Below are 19,707 nucleotides of genomic sequence, written 5' to 3'. Positions count from 1 at the left end.
GCACCACAGCTTCCCACCAGCACCAGAAGGATGGCCCTTTACGATGACCACCTCATCATCCGTCACCACCCGCACCCTCCGCGTTGGAATCGCAGGTTGCGGGGCGATCTCCCGCAACCATCTGGAGGCATTCCACGCCCTGGATGACCTCGAAATCGTGGGCGTCTGCGACATCGACCCGGACCGCGCCCGTGCTACCGCTGCGGCATGGGGGATCCCGGCCGCCGTGAATACAGTCCAGGAACTCCTGGACCTGGACCTGGACATTGTCTCGGTCTGCACGCCGCACCCCACCCACGAAGATGTGGTGCTGCAGGCCGCAGCAGCCGGTGTCCACGTGCTCTGCGAGAAACCGATCTCGATCGACTTGGCGTCAGCGGAGCGAATGGTGAAGGCCTGCGACGACGCTGCCGTGAAGCTGGGCGTTCTCTTCCAACGCAGGTTCTGGCCAGCCGCCCAGCGCATCCGCGCGGCGATCGACGACGGGACTCTGGGTCGGCCCATCATGGGCCAGTGTTCGGTGATGCTGCACCGCGAACCCGAGTACTACTCCCAGGACGCCTGGCGCGGCACCTGGGCCAGCGATGGCGGCGGCGTACTGATGACCCAGGCCATCCACTACATCGACCTGCTGCAGTGGTTCATGGGGGATGTGGCCGAGGTCTACGGCAAAATCAACACCTACAAGCATGGCCAGCACATCGAAGTGGAAGATTCAGCGACAGCCGTCATCACCTTCGCCTCCGGCGCCATGGCCACCTTGGAAGCCTCGACGGCGGTGTCCCCGAGCCTCGGCGTGCAGCTCCGCGTCACCGGGGAGACCGGCGCCTCGGCCTCCCTCACGGAGTTCCCCGAAGGCAGCGACGGACGCTTGGACCTCTGGGCCGCGTCCGGGACGATCACCACCGAGGCACCCCACCCCGAGGGACTCCAGCCGAACGTGGACCTGGCCACCATCAACGGCCAGCTGATCCCGCACCACACCGCCCAGGTCCGCGATTTTGTCCAGCAAGTCCGGGACGGCGGTGAACCGGCCATCACGGGCCAGGACGCCACGAAGGCCCTGCGGATCCTGCTGGCCATCTACGAATCGTCCCGGACGGGCATTCCGGTCCGCTCCGCCCCACTGCCTGACCGCACACGACCCCTCGCACCGGTTGCGGGCTAAGGAACAGCAATGGAACAGAACACGCGCCACGCCGCACGTCCCCTGACCTTGGGCCGCAACGGCCGCACCCCCAAGACCCTCCGGAACCGCCTCGCCTCCGCTCCCATGGAACGTAACTATGGCACCACGGATGGCCGCATCACCGAGCAGTACATCGACTATCTCGTCACCCGTGCCAAGGCCGGACTCGGGATGGTCACCACCGAGGCCACCTATGTCCGAGCCGACGGTAAGGGCCGCACGCACCAGCTGGGCCTGCACAGCGATGCCATGATCCCGGGCTTGCGGAAACTCACCGACGCCCTGCACGCGGAAGGCGCGCTCGCCGCCGTCGAACTTAACCATGGCGGACGCACCGCCCAAACCGCCGTCTCCGGCTTCAAGAACCTGGCGCCGTCACCGGTGCCGTGTGTGGTGGCCGGCGGAGAAGTCCCCCGGGAACTCACCATGGCCGAGTGTCATGAGCTCGTGGAAGCCTACGCCCGGGCAGCCCGCCGGGCCGTGGACGCAGGCTTCGACGTCATCAATATCCACGGAGCCCACGGCTACCTGATCCACCAGTTCATGTCGCCCATCTCCAACCACCGCTCGGACGAGTTCGCTGCGCCGGAACATTTCATGAACCTGGTTATCGACGCCGTAAGGGCCGCAGTTCCGGACACCATTGTGGGTATGCGCGTCTCCGTGGTGGAGGGCCCTGAAGACGGCATCTCAGCCGAACAGCAGGTGGCCATCATCGCCAAAGCCCACTTGGAGCACCTGGATTTCCTGGACCTCTCTGCCGGCAGCTACGAAGCTGGCGAGTGGATCGTGCAGTCCGGCGAATGGAAGCCGGGCATCCTGGCCGGCTATGCCCAGGCCTACCGCCAGTTCGGCCTTCCCCTGGGCATGGCCGGCCGGCTGAACTCCCCGGCCATCATTGAGGAGGTCCTCAGCGAAGGAACCTGCGACTTCGTCAGCCTGGCCCGCGCCATCCACGCGGACCCGGCTTTCGTGGGCGGCGTCCTGCACGGCGAGCGCTACCGCCCGTGCATCGCCTGCAACGTCTGCATCGACAACCTGGGACTCGGCCAGGTCACCTGCACCGTCAACCCGGCGGTGGGGCGCTCCCGTGTCCCCGTCCCCACGCCCGCCGTCCGTGATGGTGCACGCGTGGTGGTGGTGGGCGCCGGGCCCGCCGGCCTCACCGCCGCCCGCGAGCTTGCCGAAGCAGGGGCACAGGTGACCGTGCTCGACGGCGGCGCCCGCCCCGGCGGCCAGTTCGCCCTCGCGGAGCGGATGAAGTCCACCCCTGACTTCCACCGCTTCGCCGAATGGTCGGCGGAGGAGAACGCCCGGCTCGGCATCGACGTCCGGCTGAACACAACGGTGGACACCACCGACGTCGGCGGGCTGGTCCGCCACACGAAAGCAGACGCCGTCGTGCTCGCCACCGGCGGTTTCCGCCCGGCCGCAGGGTTCGCCGGCGACGGGTCACCGAACGTCCTGGATGTACGCGACTGGCTCGCCGCCCATCCGGACATCCTCGACCGCAGCGCGGCCACCAGCCCCGGCCTGCCGGAATCCGTGACCATCTGGGGCGCCGACTCTGTCGCCATGAGCGTCGCTGACACCCTGGCGGACCGCGGGACTGCTGTCCTGCTGGTCGGCCCGCAGGAGGTCATCGCCCCCGAATCCGGCCGCAGGGCCAAGATCCTGGCGGTACCCCGGCTTGAGGCCAACCCCCGCGTGCGGATCCGGCTGCGCTCTACCATTGAGGGCTACGACGGCGCCCGCGTCCGGATCAGCGGTCCGGGCCTTCCGCCGGCCGGTGAATGGCTTGACGCGCCCGGACCGCTTCTGGTCTCGCGCTCCGTGGTTCCGCTGGATGGCTCCGTGCCGGCACCGGACCGCGATGCGGGACTGAGCCGCACGGGCGGAGTGCCGGTGACGCTGGCCGGAACCGTGGTGGACCAGACGCCGGCCATCGCATCCAATGCCGTCAAGAGCGGGTACGACGCCGCACAGCGGATCGCCGCGCTGCTGGCGCCCGTGTCCGCCGGCACCAACGAACTGAGCCTGAACGGAGCAAACTCATGACCCAGAACACCCCCCGGCCGTTGGGCCTGGCCCAGCTGTCCCTGCTCAACACCGCCCCGCCGGACCTGGTGGGCATCGCGGCAAAAGCCGGCTTTGACTTTATTGGCGTCCGGGTCCGCCCGGTGACGCCCGCTGAACGGCCCTACGATCTTCAGCCGGGTTCTCCGCTGCTGCGGGAGACCCTGGCCCGGATGAGGGACACCGGCGTGACCGTGCGGGACATCGAATTCCTGCTGCTGGATGGCAGCGACCAGCGGGAGGCCTGGCTGCGCATGATGGAAGCCGGCCAGGCGTTGGGGGCCAGCTCCCTCACTGTGGCAGGAGCCGACCCGGACACCGGCCGGCTGGTCCACACCCTGGCCCGGATGACTGAGGACGGCCGCGGGTTCGGAATCACCCCCACCCTCGAAGCGATCTCCTACCAGCCCGTTGCTTCGATCGCCCAGGCCGCGGATATTGCCCGCCAGGCCGGCTGCCACATCGTGGTGGACACCCTGCATTTCAACCGTTACGTAGGTGCCGGGGCTGCCGGCCAGTGGGCAGACCTGCGCGCCAATGCGGACCTCGTGCCGCTGCTCCAGCTGTGCGACGGGGCGGCGGAGCGGCCCACCAGCCGCGAAGGGCTCGTCATCGAATCCCGCTCGGAACGGGAGGTCCCCGGCGAGGGCGAGTTCGGGCTTGCGGAGGTGGTGGCCGCCCTTCCTGCCGGACTCCCGGTAAGTGCGGAGACGCCGTCGGACCGGCGGGTGGCGGAACTCGGCGAGCTCGGGTGGGCGCGCAGGCTCAAATCCGGCCTGGACGCTGTGCTGGCGGAGGCCGGCCCTCGTCAGGAAACAGGAACCCTTCACCCGGCGGTGGCGAAATGAGCGGCATTGCGGAAGAGATCACGACGGCGGAAGTGACGCCGGGTGTGCGTATCCCGCTCATTGGCCTGGGAACCTGGCCTCTGACGGGCGAAGACGCCGCTGCGGCGGTGTCCCAGGCCGTCGCCAGCGGCTACCGCCATATCGACACCGCCGAGAACTATGCCAATGAGGCCGCCGTGGGGGAGGGGATCCGCCGCAGCGGGATCGAGCGCGAACAGCTGTTCCTGACCACCAAGTTCAACACCGGATGGCACAGCCGGAGCGGAGTGCGCCAAGCCTTTGGCGAAGCCGTGAAGCGGCTGGGGACGGACTACGTGGACCTGTTCCTGGTGCACTGGCCCAACCCCGCCCAGGGGCGCTTCGTTGAAGCCTGCGAGGGACTGCAGGAACTTGTTGACGACGGCTCCATCCGGGCCTGGGGTGTCTCGAACTTCAAACCCGCCCACCTGCGGCTCGTCCAGGACGCCGGCCTGAACGTCCCGCTGAACCAGGTCCAGGTTGATCCCGAGCACGGCCAGCCCGGTCAGCTGGCGTACCACCGCGACAACGGGATCCTGACGGCGGCCTACAGCCCCCTTGGCCGCAACGGCGGCTTTCTGGCCCACCCGGCAGTGAGCGGCCCCGCCAGGGACCTGGGCAAAACACCAGTGCAGATCGTCCTGCGCTGGCACGTTCAGCACGGCCGCGTGGCCATACCCAAGTCCGCGGACCGGCAACGTCAACGCGAGAATCTGGACGTCTTCAGCTTTGCCCTGACACAGGCGCAACTCGATGCGATTGACGCACTCGAAACCGGTGCGCCGCCGCGCCTGGACTCTGACACCTACTTCCACTGAGAAAGCACTGAAATGACTGCATCCTTGCACAATTCATCCGTACCTTCGAGCGTGGACTGTGACGTCCTGGTGGTGGGTTCCGGCGCCGGCGGTCTGTCTGCCGCCGTGACCGCCGCCCACCACGGACTGAAGGTCGTGGTGGTTGAAAAAGCCGAGGTGTGCGGCGGGGCAACATCGTGGTCCGGGGGATGGGCATGGACCCCCGGAAACCCGCTGGCGAAGTCAGCGGGAGTGAACGAGGACCGCGAGCTTTTCCGCACGTACCTGCGTCACTGCCTCGGCAGGCACTACCAGGAAGACCGGGTGGACGCCTTCCTGGAAGCGGTCCCGCACATGGTGGGCTTCTTCCAGGAAAAAACCAGCCTGCAGTTCGCGCCCGGAGCCAAGATCAAGGACATCTACGGCAGCACACCGGGCGCCGGTACCGGAAACCGTTCAGTTGGGCCCAAGCCGTTCAACGCGCGCCTAATCAAGCCCGAGCTCCGCGCCAAGATGCGCCACCAGCTCTACGAGACCTCATTCCTGGGCATGGGCATCATGGCAGGTCCGGACCTGACCAAGTTCCTCTCCGCCTCCCAGGGCAACATCCAGGGCATATTCCACGCAGGCTGGCGGGTGGGACTCCACCTCCTGGACCTCATCACGCACCGCCGCAATATGCAGCTGGTCAACGGGACGGCGCTCACCGGCCGGCTGCTCAAATCAGCCGATGACCTGGGCGTGGACATCCGCGTCTCCACCCCCGCCAAGCACCTGCTCACCGACGAGTCCGGCAAGGTGACCGGCGCCGTCGTCAGTTCCCCGGACGGTGACGTGCAGATCAACGCCTCCCGCGGCGTCGTCCTGGCCGCCGGCGGTTTCCCCAACGACGTCGGCCGCCGCAAGGCGCTGTTCCCCAAGACCCCCACAGGGCGTGAGCATTGGACGCTCGCACCGAAGGAAACCACCGGCGACGGCATCACCATGGCCCAGGAGGTGGGCGCCCGCTTTGACACGGATGTGGAGTCCCCGGCCGCGTGGTGCCCGGTCTCGCTGGTCCCGTACCGGAACGGACGTACCGGCACGTTCCCGCACATCATGGACCGGGCCAAGCCCGGCAGTATCGGGGTCCGGCGGGACGGCAAGCGCTTCGTCAATGAGGCCAATGGCTACTACGACTACGTCGAAGGCCTGATCAAAGCCACCCCTGAGGGCGAGCCCGTTGAGGCCTGGCAGATCGCCGACGCCGCATTCGTGCGCAAGTTCCCGTTGGGCATGGCCAAGCCGCTGCCGGTGCCGCTGTTCCCTTACTTGCGCTCCGGCTACCTCAAGAAGGGCAACACCCTTGAGGAACTCGCCGCAGCGTGCGGCATCGATCCCCAGGCCCTCGCCGCGACCGTCGCCGAGTTCAACGAAAACGCCCGCAGGGGAATAGACCCGGAGTTTGACCGCGGCGCCAGTGAATTCAACCGCTACGGCGGGGACCCGACGAACACCCCGAACCCATCGCTGCGGCCACTGGAAAAGGGACCGTTCTACGCCGTCAAAATCGTCCCCGGATCCTTCGGCACGTTTGCGGGCCTCGCAGCAGATTCACGCGCACGGGTCCTGGACAACGCCGGGCAGCCCATCGGCGGCCTCTACGTCGCCGGCAACGATCAGGCCTCTGTCATGGGTGGCCACTACCCGGCCGGGGGAATCAACCTCGGCCCGGCCCTGACGTTCGGATACATCGCCGGCCGCGATCTCGCCAACGCCACGCACTATGAGGACGACGGCAGCCCGGCATCCGGAACGGTGACAAACGACGCCCCGGCATGACTACAGGCTAGTCATGCCCCTGCGTAAGACGGGCCGTGCAGCCTCCAGCGACCAGGTACTACCGCGTTCGTGTGCGCTAGAATTATGTACATGACAACCCTTCCGGTGGCAGAAGCAAGGTCAAATTTCTCGCGCCTTGTGGAACAGGCGTCCAAGACGCACGAGCGGTTTGAGATTACTCGAAACGGACTGCGGGCGGCTGTGCTGCTGGGCGCCGATGACTACGATGCGATGTTGGAGACGCTGGCCATTCTCTCTGACGCGGAGCTTGTGAAAGAGATCGGCCAAGGCCTCCATGACCTCGAACACGGTGACACGTTTGACGCCGAGCAGGTTAAGGCTGCCATGCGGCCTCCAGCCGGAACAGAATGAGTAGCGGGTATGACGTCCGGTTTTCCAAATCTGCACGGCGCGCACTGACACATGACCTGCCGGAAAAGGTGGCAGCGGCAGCATTCGAGTTCATCACGGGTGCGCTCTGCGAGAATCCTCGCCGGCTGGGCAAGCAGCTACATGGGCCTCTGTATCCTCTGTATTCGGCCAGACGCGGCGAATACAGAGTCATCTACCGGATCATTGACGACATCCTTTTGATCGAGGTGGTCGCGATTGCTCACCGTCGGGATGCTTACAGATGAGGCTGATGCAGTGGAAGGTTGAAAAGACCGTTTACGCTTAGCCGTTGCTTAGCCGTTGCTTAGCCGTTGCTTAGCCGTCAGGAAGCGCCCTGCTCGTCTCAGAGTGGGGCGCTTTCGCGCAGGCAGCGGTCCTGCGGGTCAATGGCGCTCATGATGCGCTTGCCGATGCTGCCCAGCTGGCGCGACTGCGCCTTCGTGAGGGGATCAAACACGAGGCTGCGGACGGCCTCCACGTGGCCCGGAGCTATCTGGACGACCTTCTCCCACCCGTCGTCGGTCAGGGTGGCAAGCGTGATGCGCCTATCAGAAGTGTCCGTGGAGCGATGCACCCAGCCCCGCTTCTCGAGACGGCCCACCACCTGGGACAGGCGTGGGAGCCCCGACTCGGTGAAGCTGGCCAGGTCGCTCATCCGGCGTGTACGGGCCGGGGCCTCGGACAGGCCGGCCAGGACCATGTACTCGAAGTGGCTCAGGCCGGCGTCCTGCTGCAGCTGGGCGTCCAGGGCAGCGGGCAGCTTCATCATCACGCCCACCAGAGTCAGCCAGACGTCGCGTTCGTCGCTGCTCAGCCAGCGGGGCTCCTTGGCATCTTCCATAGGGCAAGTCTAGGTCAGTTACTTCATGAATGAAGTTTTACGACCGTCAAATCACTTGCATCGTGAACTAATGAGCGGTACATTTACTTAAACATTCAAGTACTTCCCGGACTGAACCGACTTCCTGAGGAGCTCAGATGACCGTTATGACCGAGACCGTCGCGCGGCCATTCGAACAGCCGGCCGCCGTCCGCAGCCAGGTCGCCGTCCCGCTGCGCTTCCCTGACGGCTATGCGGCCACCGCCGAGATCATGACGTTCCATGGACTGGCCGATGGCAAGGAGCACCTGCTGCTGGCACTCGGCGAGTGGGAGCAGAGGCTCCTGGACCAGGGGCCGGAAGGCGCGGTGCCGCTGGTACGGCTCCACAGCGAGTGCCTCACGGGCGACGTGTTCGGCAGCGAGCGCTGCGACTGCGGACCCCAGCTGCGCGAGGCAGTCGAGGAGATTGCCGCCGTCGGGGGTTTCCTGCTCTACCTCCGCCAGGAGGGACGCGGCATCGGCCTGTACTCAAAGCTGGACGCGTACGCCCTGCAGGACACGGGCCTTGACACCTACGAAGCCAATGTGGCGCTGGGCCGTGGTGAGGATGAACGGGACTACAGTGCCGCCGCCCAGATGCTCGGCGCGCTCGGCGCCGGCCGGATCCGCCTCCTCACCAACAACCCGGACAAGGTGGGGCAGCTGACCGCCCTTGGCGTCGACGTCTCGGAGCAGGTCCCCACCGGGGTGCACCTCTCTGAAGCCAATCACCGCTACCTGGCCGCGAAGCGCAGCCACACGGCACACACCATCGAGCTGCCGGCCAAGATTCTGCCCGCCGAGATCATTCCTTCCCACGACGAGCTGCTGGCCAGGGTGGATGCCCTCGTTCCCCGGCTGCGGGAGCGCGCGGCGGAGACCGAGGAGATCCGCCGCATCCCGGCGGCCACCATGGCTGAACTCAAGGCAGCGGGCGTGTTCCAGATGCTCGCGCCGAAAGCTGTGGGCGGCTTCGGCATGGGCCTCGAAACCTATGTGGAAGTGGTCCGCCGCCTTGCCCAAGGATGTGTCTCCACAGCCTGGACCGTCGGGCACCTGGTAGAGCATGTCTGGATGCTGGCCCGCTGGCCGCAGGAAGCCCAGGATGAAGTCTTCGCCAACGGGCCGGCCCCGTTGGCTGCCGCCACCGGCGCCCCTCCCGGTAAAGCAGAAAAGGTTCCCGGCGGGTTCGCCATCTCGGGCCGCTGGAGCTTCGCCTCCGGCGTGATGCACTCCGAGTGGGCGCTCCTGGCCGTGCACCACGGCGACGTTCGGCTGCAGTGCCTGGTCCCGGTGTCCGATCTTGAGCTCCTTGACGTCTGGCACACGGCCGGCCTGCGGGGGACCGGTAGCAACGATCTCCGTGTGGAAAACCTCTTTGTCCCGGCGCACCGCGTCCTCGAGTGGAACCTCCTGGCAGCCGCGGACAACCCCGGCAGCCATATCCACGCGGATCCGAACATCCACATCCCCATGGCCACATTCCTGAACATGGTTGCCCCGGCCGCTGCTTTCGGGGCCGCCGAGCACGCCTTGGAGGTGTTCCAGGATCTCATGACGGTGCGCAAGGTCAAACAGACAACGCAGGCGCGGCAGGCGGATTCGCCGCTCGCGCAGGCCCGGTTCTCCCAGGCCTATGGGCAGGTGGCCACCGCGCGGCTGCACTGGCAGGAAGCGGTGAGGGTGGTGGCCGCCTCCTACGACCGCCGGCCTGTCGCTTTCACCGATGAGGAGCGGGCGCAGTACCGGCTTTCGCTTGGTCTCAGCGGCGCGGCGTCCGCCGAGGCTGTCCGCCTCATCCTGACGGGCTCCGGCGGCAGCGTGCACCGCTTGACGCACCCCCTGCAGCGGATCCAGCGCGATGTCAACGTGCTGCTCAACCACGCCTCGCTGACCATGGACCCGATCCTGGAACAGGCGGGCCGCGGACTTCTGGACCTTGGGTTCAGCATCCCGTCCGAACAGTTCTGACCAGGGGGCATGGACCCCTTGCAGGACGGCCCGCAGCGGAGAAGGATATGAGCCTCACTCGAGGAGGCCATCCATGGTCCAGCTTGGAAAGTTTGAACGGTACCTGATCGAGGAATTCTTCGACGACTACCGTGCCGGTGAAATGACGCACCGCACCTTTACCCGCCGCGTCGCGTTCATCATGGGGAGCATGGCGGCGGCATCGGGCGCGATGCTGCTTGTCGGATGCACACCCGAGGAAGTCCCACGCAGCACCGACCCTATGCCCACGCCTTCAGCGACGACGGCGGGAACCGGCACTGCTTCCGCCGGGGCTGTTCCGGGGGCCAAGAGCCCGCTCTCCGTCCCGGAGGGCGCCGCAGGGCTTACGACGGCGACCGTCCGGTTCGCTGCCGGCGGCACCGAAATCAGCGGTTACCTCGCCCGGCCCGAATCGCGTGCAGCCGGCCCGGCGGTGCTGGTCTGCCACGAGAACCGCGGCCTGACCCCACACATCCAGGACGTTGCCCGCCGCTTTGCCAAGGCCGGGTATGCCGCGTTGGCCCTTGACCTGCTGAGCCGGGAGGGAGGCACTGCCAGCCTTGACTCCGACGCCGTGTCGGGTGCTCTGACCAGCGCCGGCGCTCCACGGCATGTTGCTGACTTCGCGGCGGCCTTTGACTACCTTCAGGGCCAGGACTTCGTGGACCCTGAGCGGATTGCCATGAACGGGTACTGTTTCGGCGGCGGGATCACGTGGCAGGCGGCCACCGAGCTGGCCGGGCTGAAGGCCACCGCCGCGTTCTATGGGCCGGCGCCGGACCTGAACAAGGTGCCGGCCATCAAGGCGGCGGCGTTCGGGGTCTATGCAGAACGTGACCAGCGGATCACCGGCGCGATGCCGGGACTCCGCGATGCCTTGGACGCCACCACGGTGACGCATCAGCTCACCGTTTACCCCGGCGTGGACCATGCCTTCCACAACGACACCGGCGAGCGCTACAACGAAACCCAGGCCACGGCTGCCTGGAACGACACCCTTGCCTGGTTCGGACAGCACGTTTGAGACAGCACAGCTGAACGGAGTAGCGCTATCTGACGTATTGAGCCTCCAGAACGATAGATGGCGCTACTCAGTTGGGAGGGCGGGGCACTCAGTCGCTGCCGCGGGTAGGCTTGGAACATGAGCACCGCAATCCCATGGACACTCACGTTCGACGGGCGTTTCGCCCGCGAACTCGAGGAGTTGGCGGTTCCTTGGCAGGCGGAGGACGCACCCGACCCGCGGCTGTTGGTCCTGAACGAGCCGTTGGCCCGCGAGCTGGGCCTGGACCCGTCCTCGCTGCGGACACCCGACGGGACGCTGCTGCTGATCGGCAACCGGGTCCCCGAAGGTGCCACACCCGTGGCCCAGGCCTATGCCGGGCACCAGTTCGGCGGCTACTCACCCCTGCTCGGCGACGGCAGGGCCCTCCTGCTGGGTGAGGTCACGGACAACCACGGGCAGCTTCGGGACATCCACCTCAAGGGTTCCGGCCGGACACCGTTCGCCCGCGCCGGTGACGGTCTCGCCGTCGTCGGTCCGATGCTGCGCGAGTACGTCATCAGCGAATTCATGTATGCCACGGGCATCCCCACCACGAGGTCCCTCGCCGTGGTGGCCACGGGCCGGCCCGTCCGCCGCGAAACCATGCTGCCCGGGGCCGTGCTCACCCGGGTGGCCAGCAGCCACCTGCGCGTCGGAAGCTTCCAGTTCGCCCGCGTCAACGGCGACACAGACCTTCTCCGCCGCCTGGCCGACCACGCCATCAGCCGCCATTATCCGGACTCGGCGCGCGCTGACAAGACCTACCTCGCGTTCTTCGATGCCGTCATCGCCGCCCAAGCCTCCCTGGTGGCGCAATGGATGCTGGTGGGCTTCGTCCACGGCGTGATGAACACCGATAACATGGCCATCTCCGGCGAGACCATCGACTACGGTCCGTGTGCGTTTATGGACGCCTTCAACCCCGGCGCGGTCTACAGCTCCATCGACGCGGGCGGACGCTACGCCTTCGCCAACCAGCCGGTGATCGCCGAATGGAACCTCACCCGGCTCGCCGAAGCGCTCCTGCCCCTGCTCCACGAAGACCAGGATCAGGCCGTGGCGCTCGCCGTGGAATCCCTAGGCGCCTTCCGCACGCTGTACAGCGCAGCCTGGTCAGCCGGCATGAAATCCAAGCTGGGGCTGCGCGCGGACACGCACGACGACGTCGCGTCGCCGCTCGTGGACCGCCTCCTGGGCCTGCTCCAGGAAGGCCAGGTGGACTACACGTCCTGCTTCCGGAGCCTCGGCTCGGCAGCCCGCGGCACCCCGGAAACCGCCCGGGCCATGTTCGCAGACCCCGAAGCCTTCGACGCCTGGGCCGCACGGTGGCTGGACCTGAAACCGGACGCGGACCTGATGGACCGGGTCAACCCCGTCTACATCCCCAGGAACCACCTGGTTGAAGAGGCCCTTACGGCCGCCATGGCAGGCGACCTGGTCCCCTTCAACCGGTTGATGGACGCCCTGGCCGATCCGTACACGCAGCGCCCCGGCCTGGAACGCTACGCCGGCCCCGCCCCTGAAGATTTCGGGAGCTACCGGACCTTCTGCGGGACCTGAGCGAACACCAGGGACGGACGACGGCGGCGCACGGCTGGGTGCCGCCGAGCCAGCTGACTGCGCGGACTTGGGCTATGAGGGCTTGGGTCGCGCCCGTACGTGCATCCGCTCGCCCTGCTGGCCAAAAAGGCTGATGAACTCGACGGGTTTTCCGTCGGCGCTGGCGAACCAGTGCGGTGTATGGGTGTCGAATTCCGCGGCTTCCCCGGGGCTAAGTTCAAAGTCCTTGTCGCCCAGTACCAGACGCAGCCGTCCGTTCAGGATGTACAGCCACTCGTAGCCTTCGTGAACGCGCGGCTCAGGCTCCGCCCCGCGGGCACCACCGGCGAGCACCATCTTGAAGGCCTGCAAACCGCCTGGGCGGCGCGTAAGTGGAACAGCCGTCATGCCGCCGTGCGTGATGGGCCGCAGATGGATTCTCGGATCCCCGGTGGGCGGTGCGCCCACCAGATCATCGAGGGGAACACCATACAACCTCGCGAGAGGCAGGAGGATTTCCAGGTTTGGCCTGCGTTGGCCGGATTCCAGGCGGGACAGAGTGCTGACCGATACACCGGATGCGGAGGACACCTCGCCGAGGGTGAGGTTCCGTTCCGTACGGAGTCCCCGGAGCCGGGGGCCAACCGTCCCGAGAACGTCATCGAGCTCATTTACCATTGCTCCAGTTTGCCATAACGGCAACATGGTTTGCCAACAATCTTGGATGCGGTGGATGCTGGTGTCACCGCCACAGAGGACGCTGGTGGCGAACTTTCAGGAAGAGGCGAAGGGCAAATCAGCATGGACATGACAAAGTATGACGTTGTGATTGTTGGCGGCGGTGCCGCGGGACTCAGCGCGGCCACAACGCTGGGCCGGGCGCTGCGCTCGGTGCTGGTCATCGATTCCGGAACTCCACGCAACGCACCCGCGGCGGGTGTGCACGGATATCTGTCGAGGGACGGTATGAACCCCTGGGAACTCTTGTCCATCGGACGCACCGAAGTTCTCTCCTACGGCGGAACGGTCATTGACGGAGAAGCCGTTTCGGCACGGCGAATCCTCGATGGATTCGAGGTGATGCTCGGTGATGCCCGCCGGTTCTCCGGCAGGCGCTTCCTGGTCACTACCGGCCTGACGGACGAGCTGCCTCCCATCGACGGGCTGCGGGAGCAATGGGGGAAGGGCGTTGTGCACTGCCCCTATTGCCATGGCTGGGAAATCCGCGGACAACGGATTGGAGTGCTGGGCACAGGCCCGCTGTCCGTCCACCAGGCTCTGCTGTTCAGGCAGTGGTCAGGGGATATCACCCTTTTCCTCAACGACACCGTGGAACCCACCGACGAGGAGTGGGAAAAGCTTGCTGCCCGGTCCGTAACGGTCGTTGACGGCGCCGTGGCTTCCGTTGATGCTGTCGATGGTGTCCTCACGGGGCTCACGCTCCGCCAGGGCCGCTCGTTCGATCTGCAGGCTTTGGCTGTCGGAGCGCGGATGGAGGCCAGATCCGCCCTGCTGGAATCACTCGGGCTAAGTTCCCAGGTGCACCCGTGGAAGGCCGGACGGTTTATCGAGACCGACGCTATGGGTGCGACGGCCGTCCGCGGCGTGTATGCGGCGGGCAATGTCTCCAACCTAATGGCTCAAGTGATCACCGCAGCGGCCGAGGGTGTCATGGCCGGCGCAATGATCAACGCCGACCTCATCGAAGAGGAAACCCGATGGGCCGTTGAAGGGCACTTCGGCCCTTTCTCGGCCGCCTCGGAAGCGGCCGTTTCGGAGATCGTGCTGGGTCACCGACGCCATGGCCTTGATGATGTGCAGACAGCCGCCAGCATGAGCCCAGCGGCCGCAGTAGAAAGTTGATCAGGATGGATCACCAGCCAACCCGGACGCGGGTCATCGAGGCCGCCGGATTCGGCGTCACCCGTCCGAGGTGACAACACCGCACCCGTGGCCACGGCCGCAGTGGCGTACGCCCAGCAGTGGTTCGCGCTCTTTTCGCACCTGACGGCAATGAGCGCGGACGGATCTCCGAGGACATCGGGCTGGAGCCCTCGCCACCCGAACCGTCTGCGTGGCCACCCCCCAACTCGTACCAGGAGCAGTACTGAGACGGTAACGATGTTGCAGGTCAGGCCTGTGTATTGCAGCAACTAATGGCGCGGTAGCTTTCACTACCTGCATGCCCTCTCGGGTCCGCGCCCGGAGCAGGTCGGCTTCGAATTCGGCGACCACGGCCAGGACATTGAAGAGAGGGCGGTCTACGGGATCGGTCCCGTCTCGGACGGAGCCGCCGATGCTTAGCTTGAATTCGCGGCGGGTGACTTCATCAACAATGTCGTTCGCATCGCGGAGCGATCTGGCCAGACGATCGAGTTGGTCACGGCGAGTGTGTCCCGGTCCGGCAGGCGGCCAGGGCGTTTTTCTGGGCGGTGAGCCTTTTGATCGTTGGTGGGTACGCGGGTGTATGCGATCAGGCGTCCGGTCGTGCTTCAGAAGGTACCGTTTGTCCCCCCATCACCGGGCATTTTCTCGGGCGGGTCCTTACAGGAATCTATCAACCCCGGAAACACGACGATCGCGATCCGGAAATTTTGAGTGGAGCTTGCGCCGCTGGGGGACCCGCTGGCGGGCAGCTACACGGGTGCAAAGTGGGCTGCAACGCACAGGCCTAGCACTTGATTTTGTCGCGCTAGTGAAAAGCGGCCTTTCATGAGAAAGAAGCGGCTCGAGACTCGGGCCTGTTCACCGTGAGACTTCTTGTCCGAATGAATTCTTTTTCGGCTGGTGTCGGATCCGATCGGAGTCGTTCGTTGAATAGGTGAAAAGTGCCCAATGTGTGGGTGCCGAAGTCATGGAGAACAAAAGAAATGAAACTTACGACGATCACGCAGCTCACTCTTGACGGAGTGACCCAGGGTAATGGCGGCCCAACTGATGACGACCGCAAGGGTGGATTCGAACGAGGTGGATGGGCGAGGGGAGCGGCTGACGACACGACCCGCGATCACATTGCCGCGACATTCCAGCGCGCCGACGCGTTCCTTTTCGGCCGCCGAACATACGACATTCTTCTCGAATTCTGGGGCACAATCGAGGACCTGAAACGGCACCCGATCGGCGTGGCCCTGAATTCGAAGCCGAAGTACGTGGCATCCAGAACGCTGACGGAGCCGGAATGGGCAAACACGGCAGTCCTCGGAGACGACCTCTTCGCCGCCGTCACGGAACTGAAAGCCAGCGGGGACGGCGAATTGCAAGTACACGGAAGCAGTCGTCTCATTCAGTGGCTACTGGACAAGGACCTCGTCGACGAAATGGAACTCATCACCATCCCCGTGGTCCTCGGGCAGGGTGCCCGACTTTTCGCAGACTCAGGTCGAGATATCGCGATGAACCTGGTTGACTCGCGTTCCGATTCAAAGGGAGTGATGATTCAGACCTATCGGCCCGCTGGCGGCCCCAACTACGCAACCTTCTGATCGACATATTTCTGCCGTATGTTGTCCGATCGAGGTGGGACTGTTCGTAGTAAGAGTGAGTGGCGCCAAGACCCCCGATGTCCTTCCGCTTCCGGAATGACCGGCCTGCGGACAGCCTGAGAGAGCGACATGATCATCGCAAGCTTTAACGCGTGAATGCCGACGATAGCAACGGCCACGTTGCCGCACTGCCGGACCTCATCGCGCGCGCCCGCGAGCTTGGGCGATGTGCTCGCAGCGCCATCACCGCAGGCGACTGCGCCAGCCGAAAACCGATCAGTTCATCTACACATGAGGAGGCGTCGCCATGACCGAAACAACACCCCGCACCATCCATGAGGTCATAGACCGATACATAAAGGTATTCCGTTTGCATGATCCAACGCTCCTGGAGGATCTGATCTCAGACGAATGCGTCATCGAGGACACGAGCCCGGCTCCCGACGGAGCCCGTCACGAGGGCGGTCGAGCCTGTCTAGCGCGCTGGTCCGAGCTCGCGGGCAACGCGGACCTCAACTTCTCGACCGAGCCCGCGGAAATCCTCGGTGATCTCGCCGTGGCACCGTGGATCCTGCGCTGGGGAAGTGGCGAGAACGACTGGGTCCGCGGCGTGAACCTCATCCGCATCCGCGACGGCAGGTTCGTCGAGGCGCGCGGCTACGTGAAGGCCTAAGGAGGTGCGGCTGAAGCTTGACCGCACAACGGTCTGCTTGCCGATCGCGGATCGCTCCGTGTCGAACACGCCCTACGGACTCTAGACATGGCGGACATCGACGACGTTCGAGCGCTGGGCGCAGAGTTGGAGCGCTCCTACCATGCCTACGTGCGCGGGCGGTTGAAGTACCGCGTCGGTCAGATGGTCTACGTCGCGTTCTCGCTCGACGAGAGCGTTATGGGGTTCGCCTTCCCGAAGGAGGAGCGGGCAGCGCTAGTCGCGGGGGATCCACGCAAGTTCCAGATGCCCTCGGAGTCAGACCTGCGCTTCAACTGGGTCCACGCCGATCTTGCGGCCCTGGATCCGACCGAGGCCCGCGAGCTCGTCGTCGATGCCTGGCGCAAGGTCGTCCCAGCGAAGGTCTCCCGCGCCTACGACCTCTTGCATCCCGCTGGCCCGCACTGACAACTCACGAGCGCCCAATGAACGGCACCACTGGCTGGTGCGCTGACGCTCTACCGGCCGGCCGCAATATGCAGCAGGCTGAAGTACCTGAGCGGCGTTACACAATGTCTTGAAAACCAGGCGTGACACAATTTCTTGAAAACCGTAGGAGAGGATCTTCAGATGCAGTACCTAGTTTCCGTGATCGATGACAAGAGCAATCCCGGCAGCACGGACAAGCGGCCGGCGATCAGCGTGTTCAACGAACGACTGATCGCCGATGGCTACTGGGTGTTCGCGGGCGGACTCGCGAACACTGACGCGGCCACGGTCATCGACAACCGGGGCGAGCAACCGGTGTTCAGCGACGGACCGTTCGTGGAGTCGAAGGAGTACCTCGCCGGTATTTGGGTGTGGGAGGCGCCCGATCTGGATGTGGCACTCGCCCTCGCTGCCGAGGCTTCGAAGATCTGCGATCGGAAGATCGAGGTGCGACCATTCCAGTGAGCGACGTCGAGGACGCAATCACCCGGGCACACCATGACGAGTGGGCTCGGGTGGTCGCCAGCCTGACCAGACGCTTCGGCAACCTCGACCTCGCGGAGGAGGCGGCGGCCGAGGCGTTCGCGACCGCCGTCGAGCGGTGGCCGGCCGACGGCGTACCGCCCAATCCCGGCGCCTGGCTCACCACCACAGCCAACCGCAAGGCCATCGATGGAATGCGGCGCGAGAACAAACGCGACGGCAAGCACAAGGAGGCTCAGATGGTGTACGACAACGCTCCACCCGAGTCGATCGGTGCCATCGACGACGACCGGCTCCGGTTGATCTTCACCTGCTGTCATCCGGCGTTGGCGATGGAGGCCCGGGTGGCGCTGACACTGCGCATGATCGGCGGTCTGACCGTGCCCGAGATCGCCCGCGCCTTCCTTGTGCCCGAGAGCACCATGGGACAGCGGATCACCCGTGCGAAAGCCAAGATCAAGGCGGCTCGCATCCCTTACAGGGTGCCGTCCGCGGCAGATCTCCCTGGCCGCGTCTCCGGTGTCCTCGCCGTGCTCTTCCTGGTCTTCAACGAGGGCTACCTGGCGACCGGCCCCGACACCGGCCCGGTACGTGCCGACCTGACGGCCGAGGCGATCCGGCTCACTCGCCTGGTCCGTGCCCTCACGCCGGAGGATGGTGAGGTGGCCGGGTTGCTGGCGTTGATGCTCCTTACCGAGGCCCGCCGCACCGCCCGGATCTCGGCAAACGGCGAACTGGTTCCCCTCGACGAGCAGGACCGAGGGGCCTGGGACGCGGCGCTGGTTGCTGAGGGTCATCGGCTGGTGCGCGAGCGCCTGGCCGCCGCCGCTGCCGGGGAGGCTCCGGGTCGCTACCAGATCCTGGCAGCGATCGGCGCCGTGCACACCTCTGCCCGCGACATCCGCGACACCGACTGGTCACAGGTCCTCGCGCTCTACGACCAGCTCGTCAACGTCGACCCGTCGCCGATCATCGACCTCAACAGGGCCATCGCGGTCGCCGAGCTAGACGGCCCGGAAGTGGCACTTGCGACCGTCGACCGGCTTGAAAAGGGATTGAATGGTTATCATGCCTGCCATGCAACCCGCGCCGACCTTCTGCGCAGGCTGGGCCGCAGTCAGGATGCCCGCGCGGCGTATGACAAAGCCATCGAATTGGCGGGCAACACCGCCGAGGCCGCCAACTTGACACGCCGCCGCGACCAGCTGCGGTAGTGCAAACGGATCCAGTCGAAACCCGTACAAAGCGGTGCCCGGTCAGGATGGAATACCCCGCAAGGAGCAGATGGCAGGGCAGCAGGTCCGTGCCTCCCGGGTCCAGGCCCAAGATCCGTCTACGGGCATCACAAGCCGTCCCGTAGACCGTTCGGCTTACGGACGCAGCACCAGACACCGCACGAAGTAGCCGTCGCAACGGTGCTGACGGCGTAAGGTAGCCGCATGATCCTTCCCGCTGTTCGTGACCCTCGGCTCGTGAGCATCCGCCGTGGTGGGACGCTCACCGAAACTGACCACCGGCTTCTGGCAGTGTGGGCGGCCACCTGCGCCGAACATGTGCTGCCCTTGTTTGAGGAATCGAATAGCGGGGACACCCGACCTCGTGACGCGATTGAAGCTGCACGGACTTGGGCTCGCGGCCAAGCGAAGATGATGGATACCCGTGCGATCGGCGGGCACGCCATGGGTGCCGCTCGCCCTCTGCGGGGCGCCGCGCGCTTTGCGGCGTACGCAGCCGGTCAAGCAGCCTGCGTTGCTCATGTGCCTGAGCACGACCTTGGTGCCGCTGCTTACGCCATCAAGGCGGTTCAGGCCGCGGCACCCAGCGGGAACGGAAAAGAGGCAGGCCAGGCCGAGCGTGACTGGCAGCGCCGACAGATTCCCGGCAGTCTTCACGACCGCGTCCTCGAAGACCAAGCCCGCCGCAACGACATCTGCTGGTCGGTATTCAACGACTGAAACGTCGGCCCGCTCACTTTGCCCGGTAAAGGTTCCCGTGTGACACAACGGCCAGCGGATCAAGGCC

At 65.7% G+C, this 19,707-nt stretch carries 20 protein-coding genes; 17 read left to right on the top strand and 3 right to left on the bottom strand.

Annotation, left to right across the window (positions count from 1 at the left end; all coding sequences use genetic code 11):
- The first annotated feature begins 43 nt into the window (after positions 1 to 43).
- From AC3IT0_RS12455 to AC3IT0_RS12425, 7 genes are all read left to right on the top strand, one after another.
- A complete protein-coding gene (locus AC3IT0_RS12455) occupies positions 44 to 1,168 on the top strand; it encodes a Gfo/Idh/MocA family protein (protein WP_489320110.1) in 1,125 nt (374 codons plus the stop codon).
- 9 nt (positions 1,169 to 1,177) lie between these two features.
- Positions 1,178 to 3,247 (top strand): FAD-dependent oxidoreductase, encoded by a 2,070-nt coding sequence (locus AC3IT0_RS12450; RefSeq protein ID WP_489320109.1) that lies wholly within the window; start codon positions 1,178 to 1,180, stop codon positions 3,245 to 3,247.
- The gene (locus AC3IT0_RS12445; protein ID WP_489320108.1) at positions 3,244 to 4,113 is read left to right on the top strand and encodes a sugar phosphate isomerase/epimerase family protein; all 870 of its coding nucleotides are present in this window, start codon (positions 3,244 to 3,246) and stop codon (positions 4,111 to 4,113) included. Before AC3IT0_RS12450 ends, AC3IT0_RS12445 begins: the two co-directional genes overlap by 4 nt.
- The gene (locus tag AC3IT0_RS12440) at positions 4,110 to 4,949 is read left to right on the top strand and encodes an aldo/keto reductase (RefSeq protein WP_489320107.1); all 840 of its coding nucleotides are present in this window, start codon (positions 4,110 to 4,112) and stop codon (positions 4,947 to 4,949) included. The genes AC3IT0_RS12445 and AC3IT0_RS12440 overlap by 4 nt, the downstream gene beginning before the upstream one ends.
- A 12-nt stretch (positions 4,950 to 4,961) precedes the next feature.
- Positions 4,962 to 6,749, top strand: coding sequence for an FAD-dependent oxidoreductase (locus AC3IT0_RS12435; RefSeq protein WP_489320106.1), 1,788 nt, complete (start codon positions 4,962 to 4,964; stop codon positions 6,747 to 6,749).
- A 90-nt stretch (positions 6,750 to 6,839) separates the two neighbouring features.
- A complete protein-coding gene (locus AC3IT0_RS12430; protein WP_489320105.1) occupies positions 6,840 to 7,121 on the top strand; it encodes a type II toxin-antitoxin system Phd/YefM family antitoxin in 282 nt (93 codons plus the stop codon).
- Positions 7,118 to 7,387 carry a type II toxin-antitoxin system RelE family toxin gene (locus AC3IT0_RS12425; protein ID WP_489320104.1) on the top strand — a complete coding sequence of 90 codons (270 nt, stop codon included), beginning with the start codon at positions 7,118 to 7,120 and terminating at the stop codon, positions 7,385 to 7,387. Before AC3IT0_RS12430 ends, AC3IT0_RS12425 begins: the two co-directional genes overlap by 4 nt.
- A 98-nt stretch (positions 7,388 to 7,485) precedes the next feature.
- Here the strand turns inward: AC3IT0_RS12425 and AC3IT0_RS12420 are convergent, their stop codons facing one another.
- Positions 7,486 to 7,983, bottom strand: coding sequence for a MarR family winged helix-turn-helix transcriptional regulator (locus AC3IT0_RS12420; RefSeq protein ID WP_489320103.1), 498 nt, complete (start codon positions 7,981 to 7,983; stop codon positions 7,486 to 7,488).
- 137 nt (positions 7,984 to 8,120) lie between these two features.
- Between AC3IT0_RS12420 and ribA the strand changes: the two genes are divergently transcribed.
- The 3 genes from ribA (at position 8,121) to AC3IT0_RS12405 (ending at position 12,600) form a co-directional block, all read left to right on the top strand.
- Positions 8,121 to 9,974 (top strand): GTP cyclohydrolase II RibA, encoded by a 1,854-nt coding sequence (gene ribA, locus AC3IT0_RS12415; protein ID WP_489320102.1) that lies wholly within the window; start codon positions 8,121 to 8,123, stop codon positions 9,972 to 9,974.
- 73 nt (positions 9,975 to 10,047) lie between these two features.
- Positions 10,048 to 11,019, top strand: a complete 972-nt coding sequence (locus tag AC3IT0_RS12410; RefSeq protein ID WP_489320101.1) for a dienelactone hydrolase family protein — start codon at positions 10,048 to 10,050, stop codon at positions 11,017 to 11,019.
- A gap of 117 nt (positions 11,020 to 11,136) precedes the next feature.
- Positions 11,137 to 12,600 carry a protein adenylyltransferase SelO gene (locus AC3IT0_RS12405; protein ID WP_489320100.1) on the top strand — a complete coding sequence of 488 codons (1,464 nt, stop codon included), beginning with the start codon at positions 11,137 to 11,139 and terminating at the stop codon, positions 12,598 to 12,600.
- 72 nt (positions 12,601 to 12,672) lie between these two features.
- Here AC3IT0_RS12405 and AC3IT0_RS12400 read toward each other — a convergent pair whose 3' ends face one another.
- Positions 12,673 to 13,257, bottom strand: coding sequence for a helix-turn-helix domain-containing protein (locus tag AC3IT0_RS12400; protein WP_489320099.1), 585 nt, complete (start codon positions 13,255 to 13,257; stop codon positions 12,673 to 12,675).
- A 123-nt stretch (positions 13,258 to 13,380) separates the two neighbouring features.
- Between AC3IT0_RS12400 and AC3IT0_RS12395 the strand changes: the two genes are divergently transcribed.
- Positions 13,381 to 14,442, top strand: coding sequence for an NAD(P)/FAD-dependent oxidoreductase (locus tag AC3IT0_RS12395; protein ID WP_489320098.1), 1,062 nt, complete (start codon positions 13,381 to 13,383; stop codon positions 14,440 to 14,442).
- Between the two features lie 57 nt (positions 14,443 to 14,499).
- Here AC3IT0_RS12395 and AC3IT0_RS12390 read toward each other — a convergent pair whose 3' ends face one another.
- Positions 14,500 to 14,916, bottom strand: a complete 417-nt coding sequence (locus AC3IT0_RS12390) for a recombinase family protein (RefSeq protein ID WP_489323785.1) — start codon at positions 14,914 to 14,916, stop codon at positions 14,500 to 14,502.
- Between the two features lie 533 nt (positions 14,917 to 15,449).
- Between AC3IT0_RS12390 and AC3IT0_RS12385 the strand changes: the two genes are divergently transcribed.
- The 6 genes from AC3IT0_RS12385 to AC3IT0_RS12360 all read left to right on the top strand — a co-directional run bounded on the left by AC3IT0_RS12385 (position 15,450) and on the right by AC3IT0_RS12360 (position 19,640).
- Positions 15,450 to 16,061, top strand: coding sequence for a dihydrofolate reductase family protein (locus AC3IT0_RS12385; protein ID WP_489320097.1), 612 nt, complete (start codon positions 15,450 to 15,452; stop codon positions 16,059 to 16,061).
- A gap of 307 nt (positions 16,062 to 16,368) precedes the next feature.
- Positions 16,369 to 16,734, top strand: a complete 366-nt coding sequence (locus AC3IT0_RS12380; RefSeq protein WP_489320096.1) for a nuclear transport factor 2 family protein — start codon at positions 16,369 to 16,371, stop codon at positions 16,732 to 16,734.
- Between the two features lie 87 nt (positions 16,735 to 16,821).
- Positions 16,822 to 17,181 carry an MmcQ/YjbR family DNA-binding protein gene (locus tag AC3IT0_RS12375; protein WP_489320095.1) on the top strand — a complete coding sequence of 120 codons (360 nt, stop codon included), beginning with the start codon at positions 16,822 to 16,824 and terminating at the stop codon, positions 17,179 to 17,181.
- 162 nt (positions 17,182 to 17,343) lie between these two features.
- Positions 17,344 to 17,667 carry a YciI family protein gene (locus tag AC3IT0_RS12370; protein ID WP_489320094.1) on the top strand — a complete coding sequence of 108 codons (324 nt, stop codon included), beginning with the start codon at positions 17,344 to 17,346 and terminating at the stop codon, positions 17,665 to 17,667.
- Complete coding sequence (locus AC3IT0_RS12365; RefSeq protein WP_489320093.1) at positions 17,664 to 18,899, top strand: RNA polymerase sigma factor; 1,236 nt, start codon at positions 17,664 to 17,666, stop codon at positions 18,897 to 18,899. Before AC3IT0_RS12370 ends, AC3IT0_RS12365 begins: the two co-directional genes overlap by 4 nt.
- Positions 18,900 to 19,124: 225 nt before the next feature.
- Positions 19,125 to 19,640: a putative immunity protein gene (locus AC3IT0_RS12360; RefSeq protein ID WP_489320092.1), complete on the top strand. Its 516-nt coding sequence runs from the start codon at positions 19,125 to 19,127 to the stop codon at positions 19,638 to 19,640.
- Positions 19,641 to 19,707: the final 67 nt, after the last annotated feature.

The sequence above is a fragment of the Pseudarthrobacter sp. KH_020_B genome (assembly GCF_057840185.1).
The sequence above is the reverse complement of the archived record's forward strand: the minus strand, read 5'-3'. Positions and strand labels throughout refer to the sequence as shown.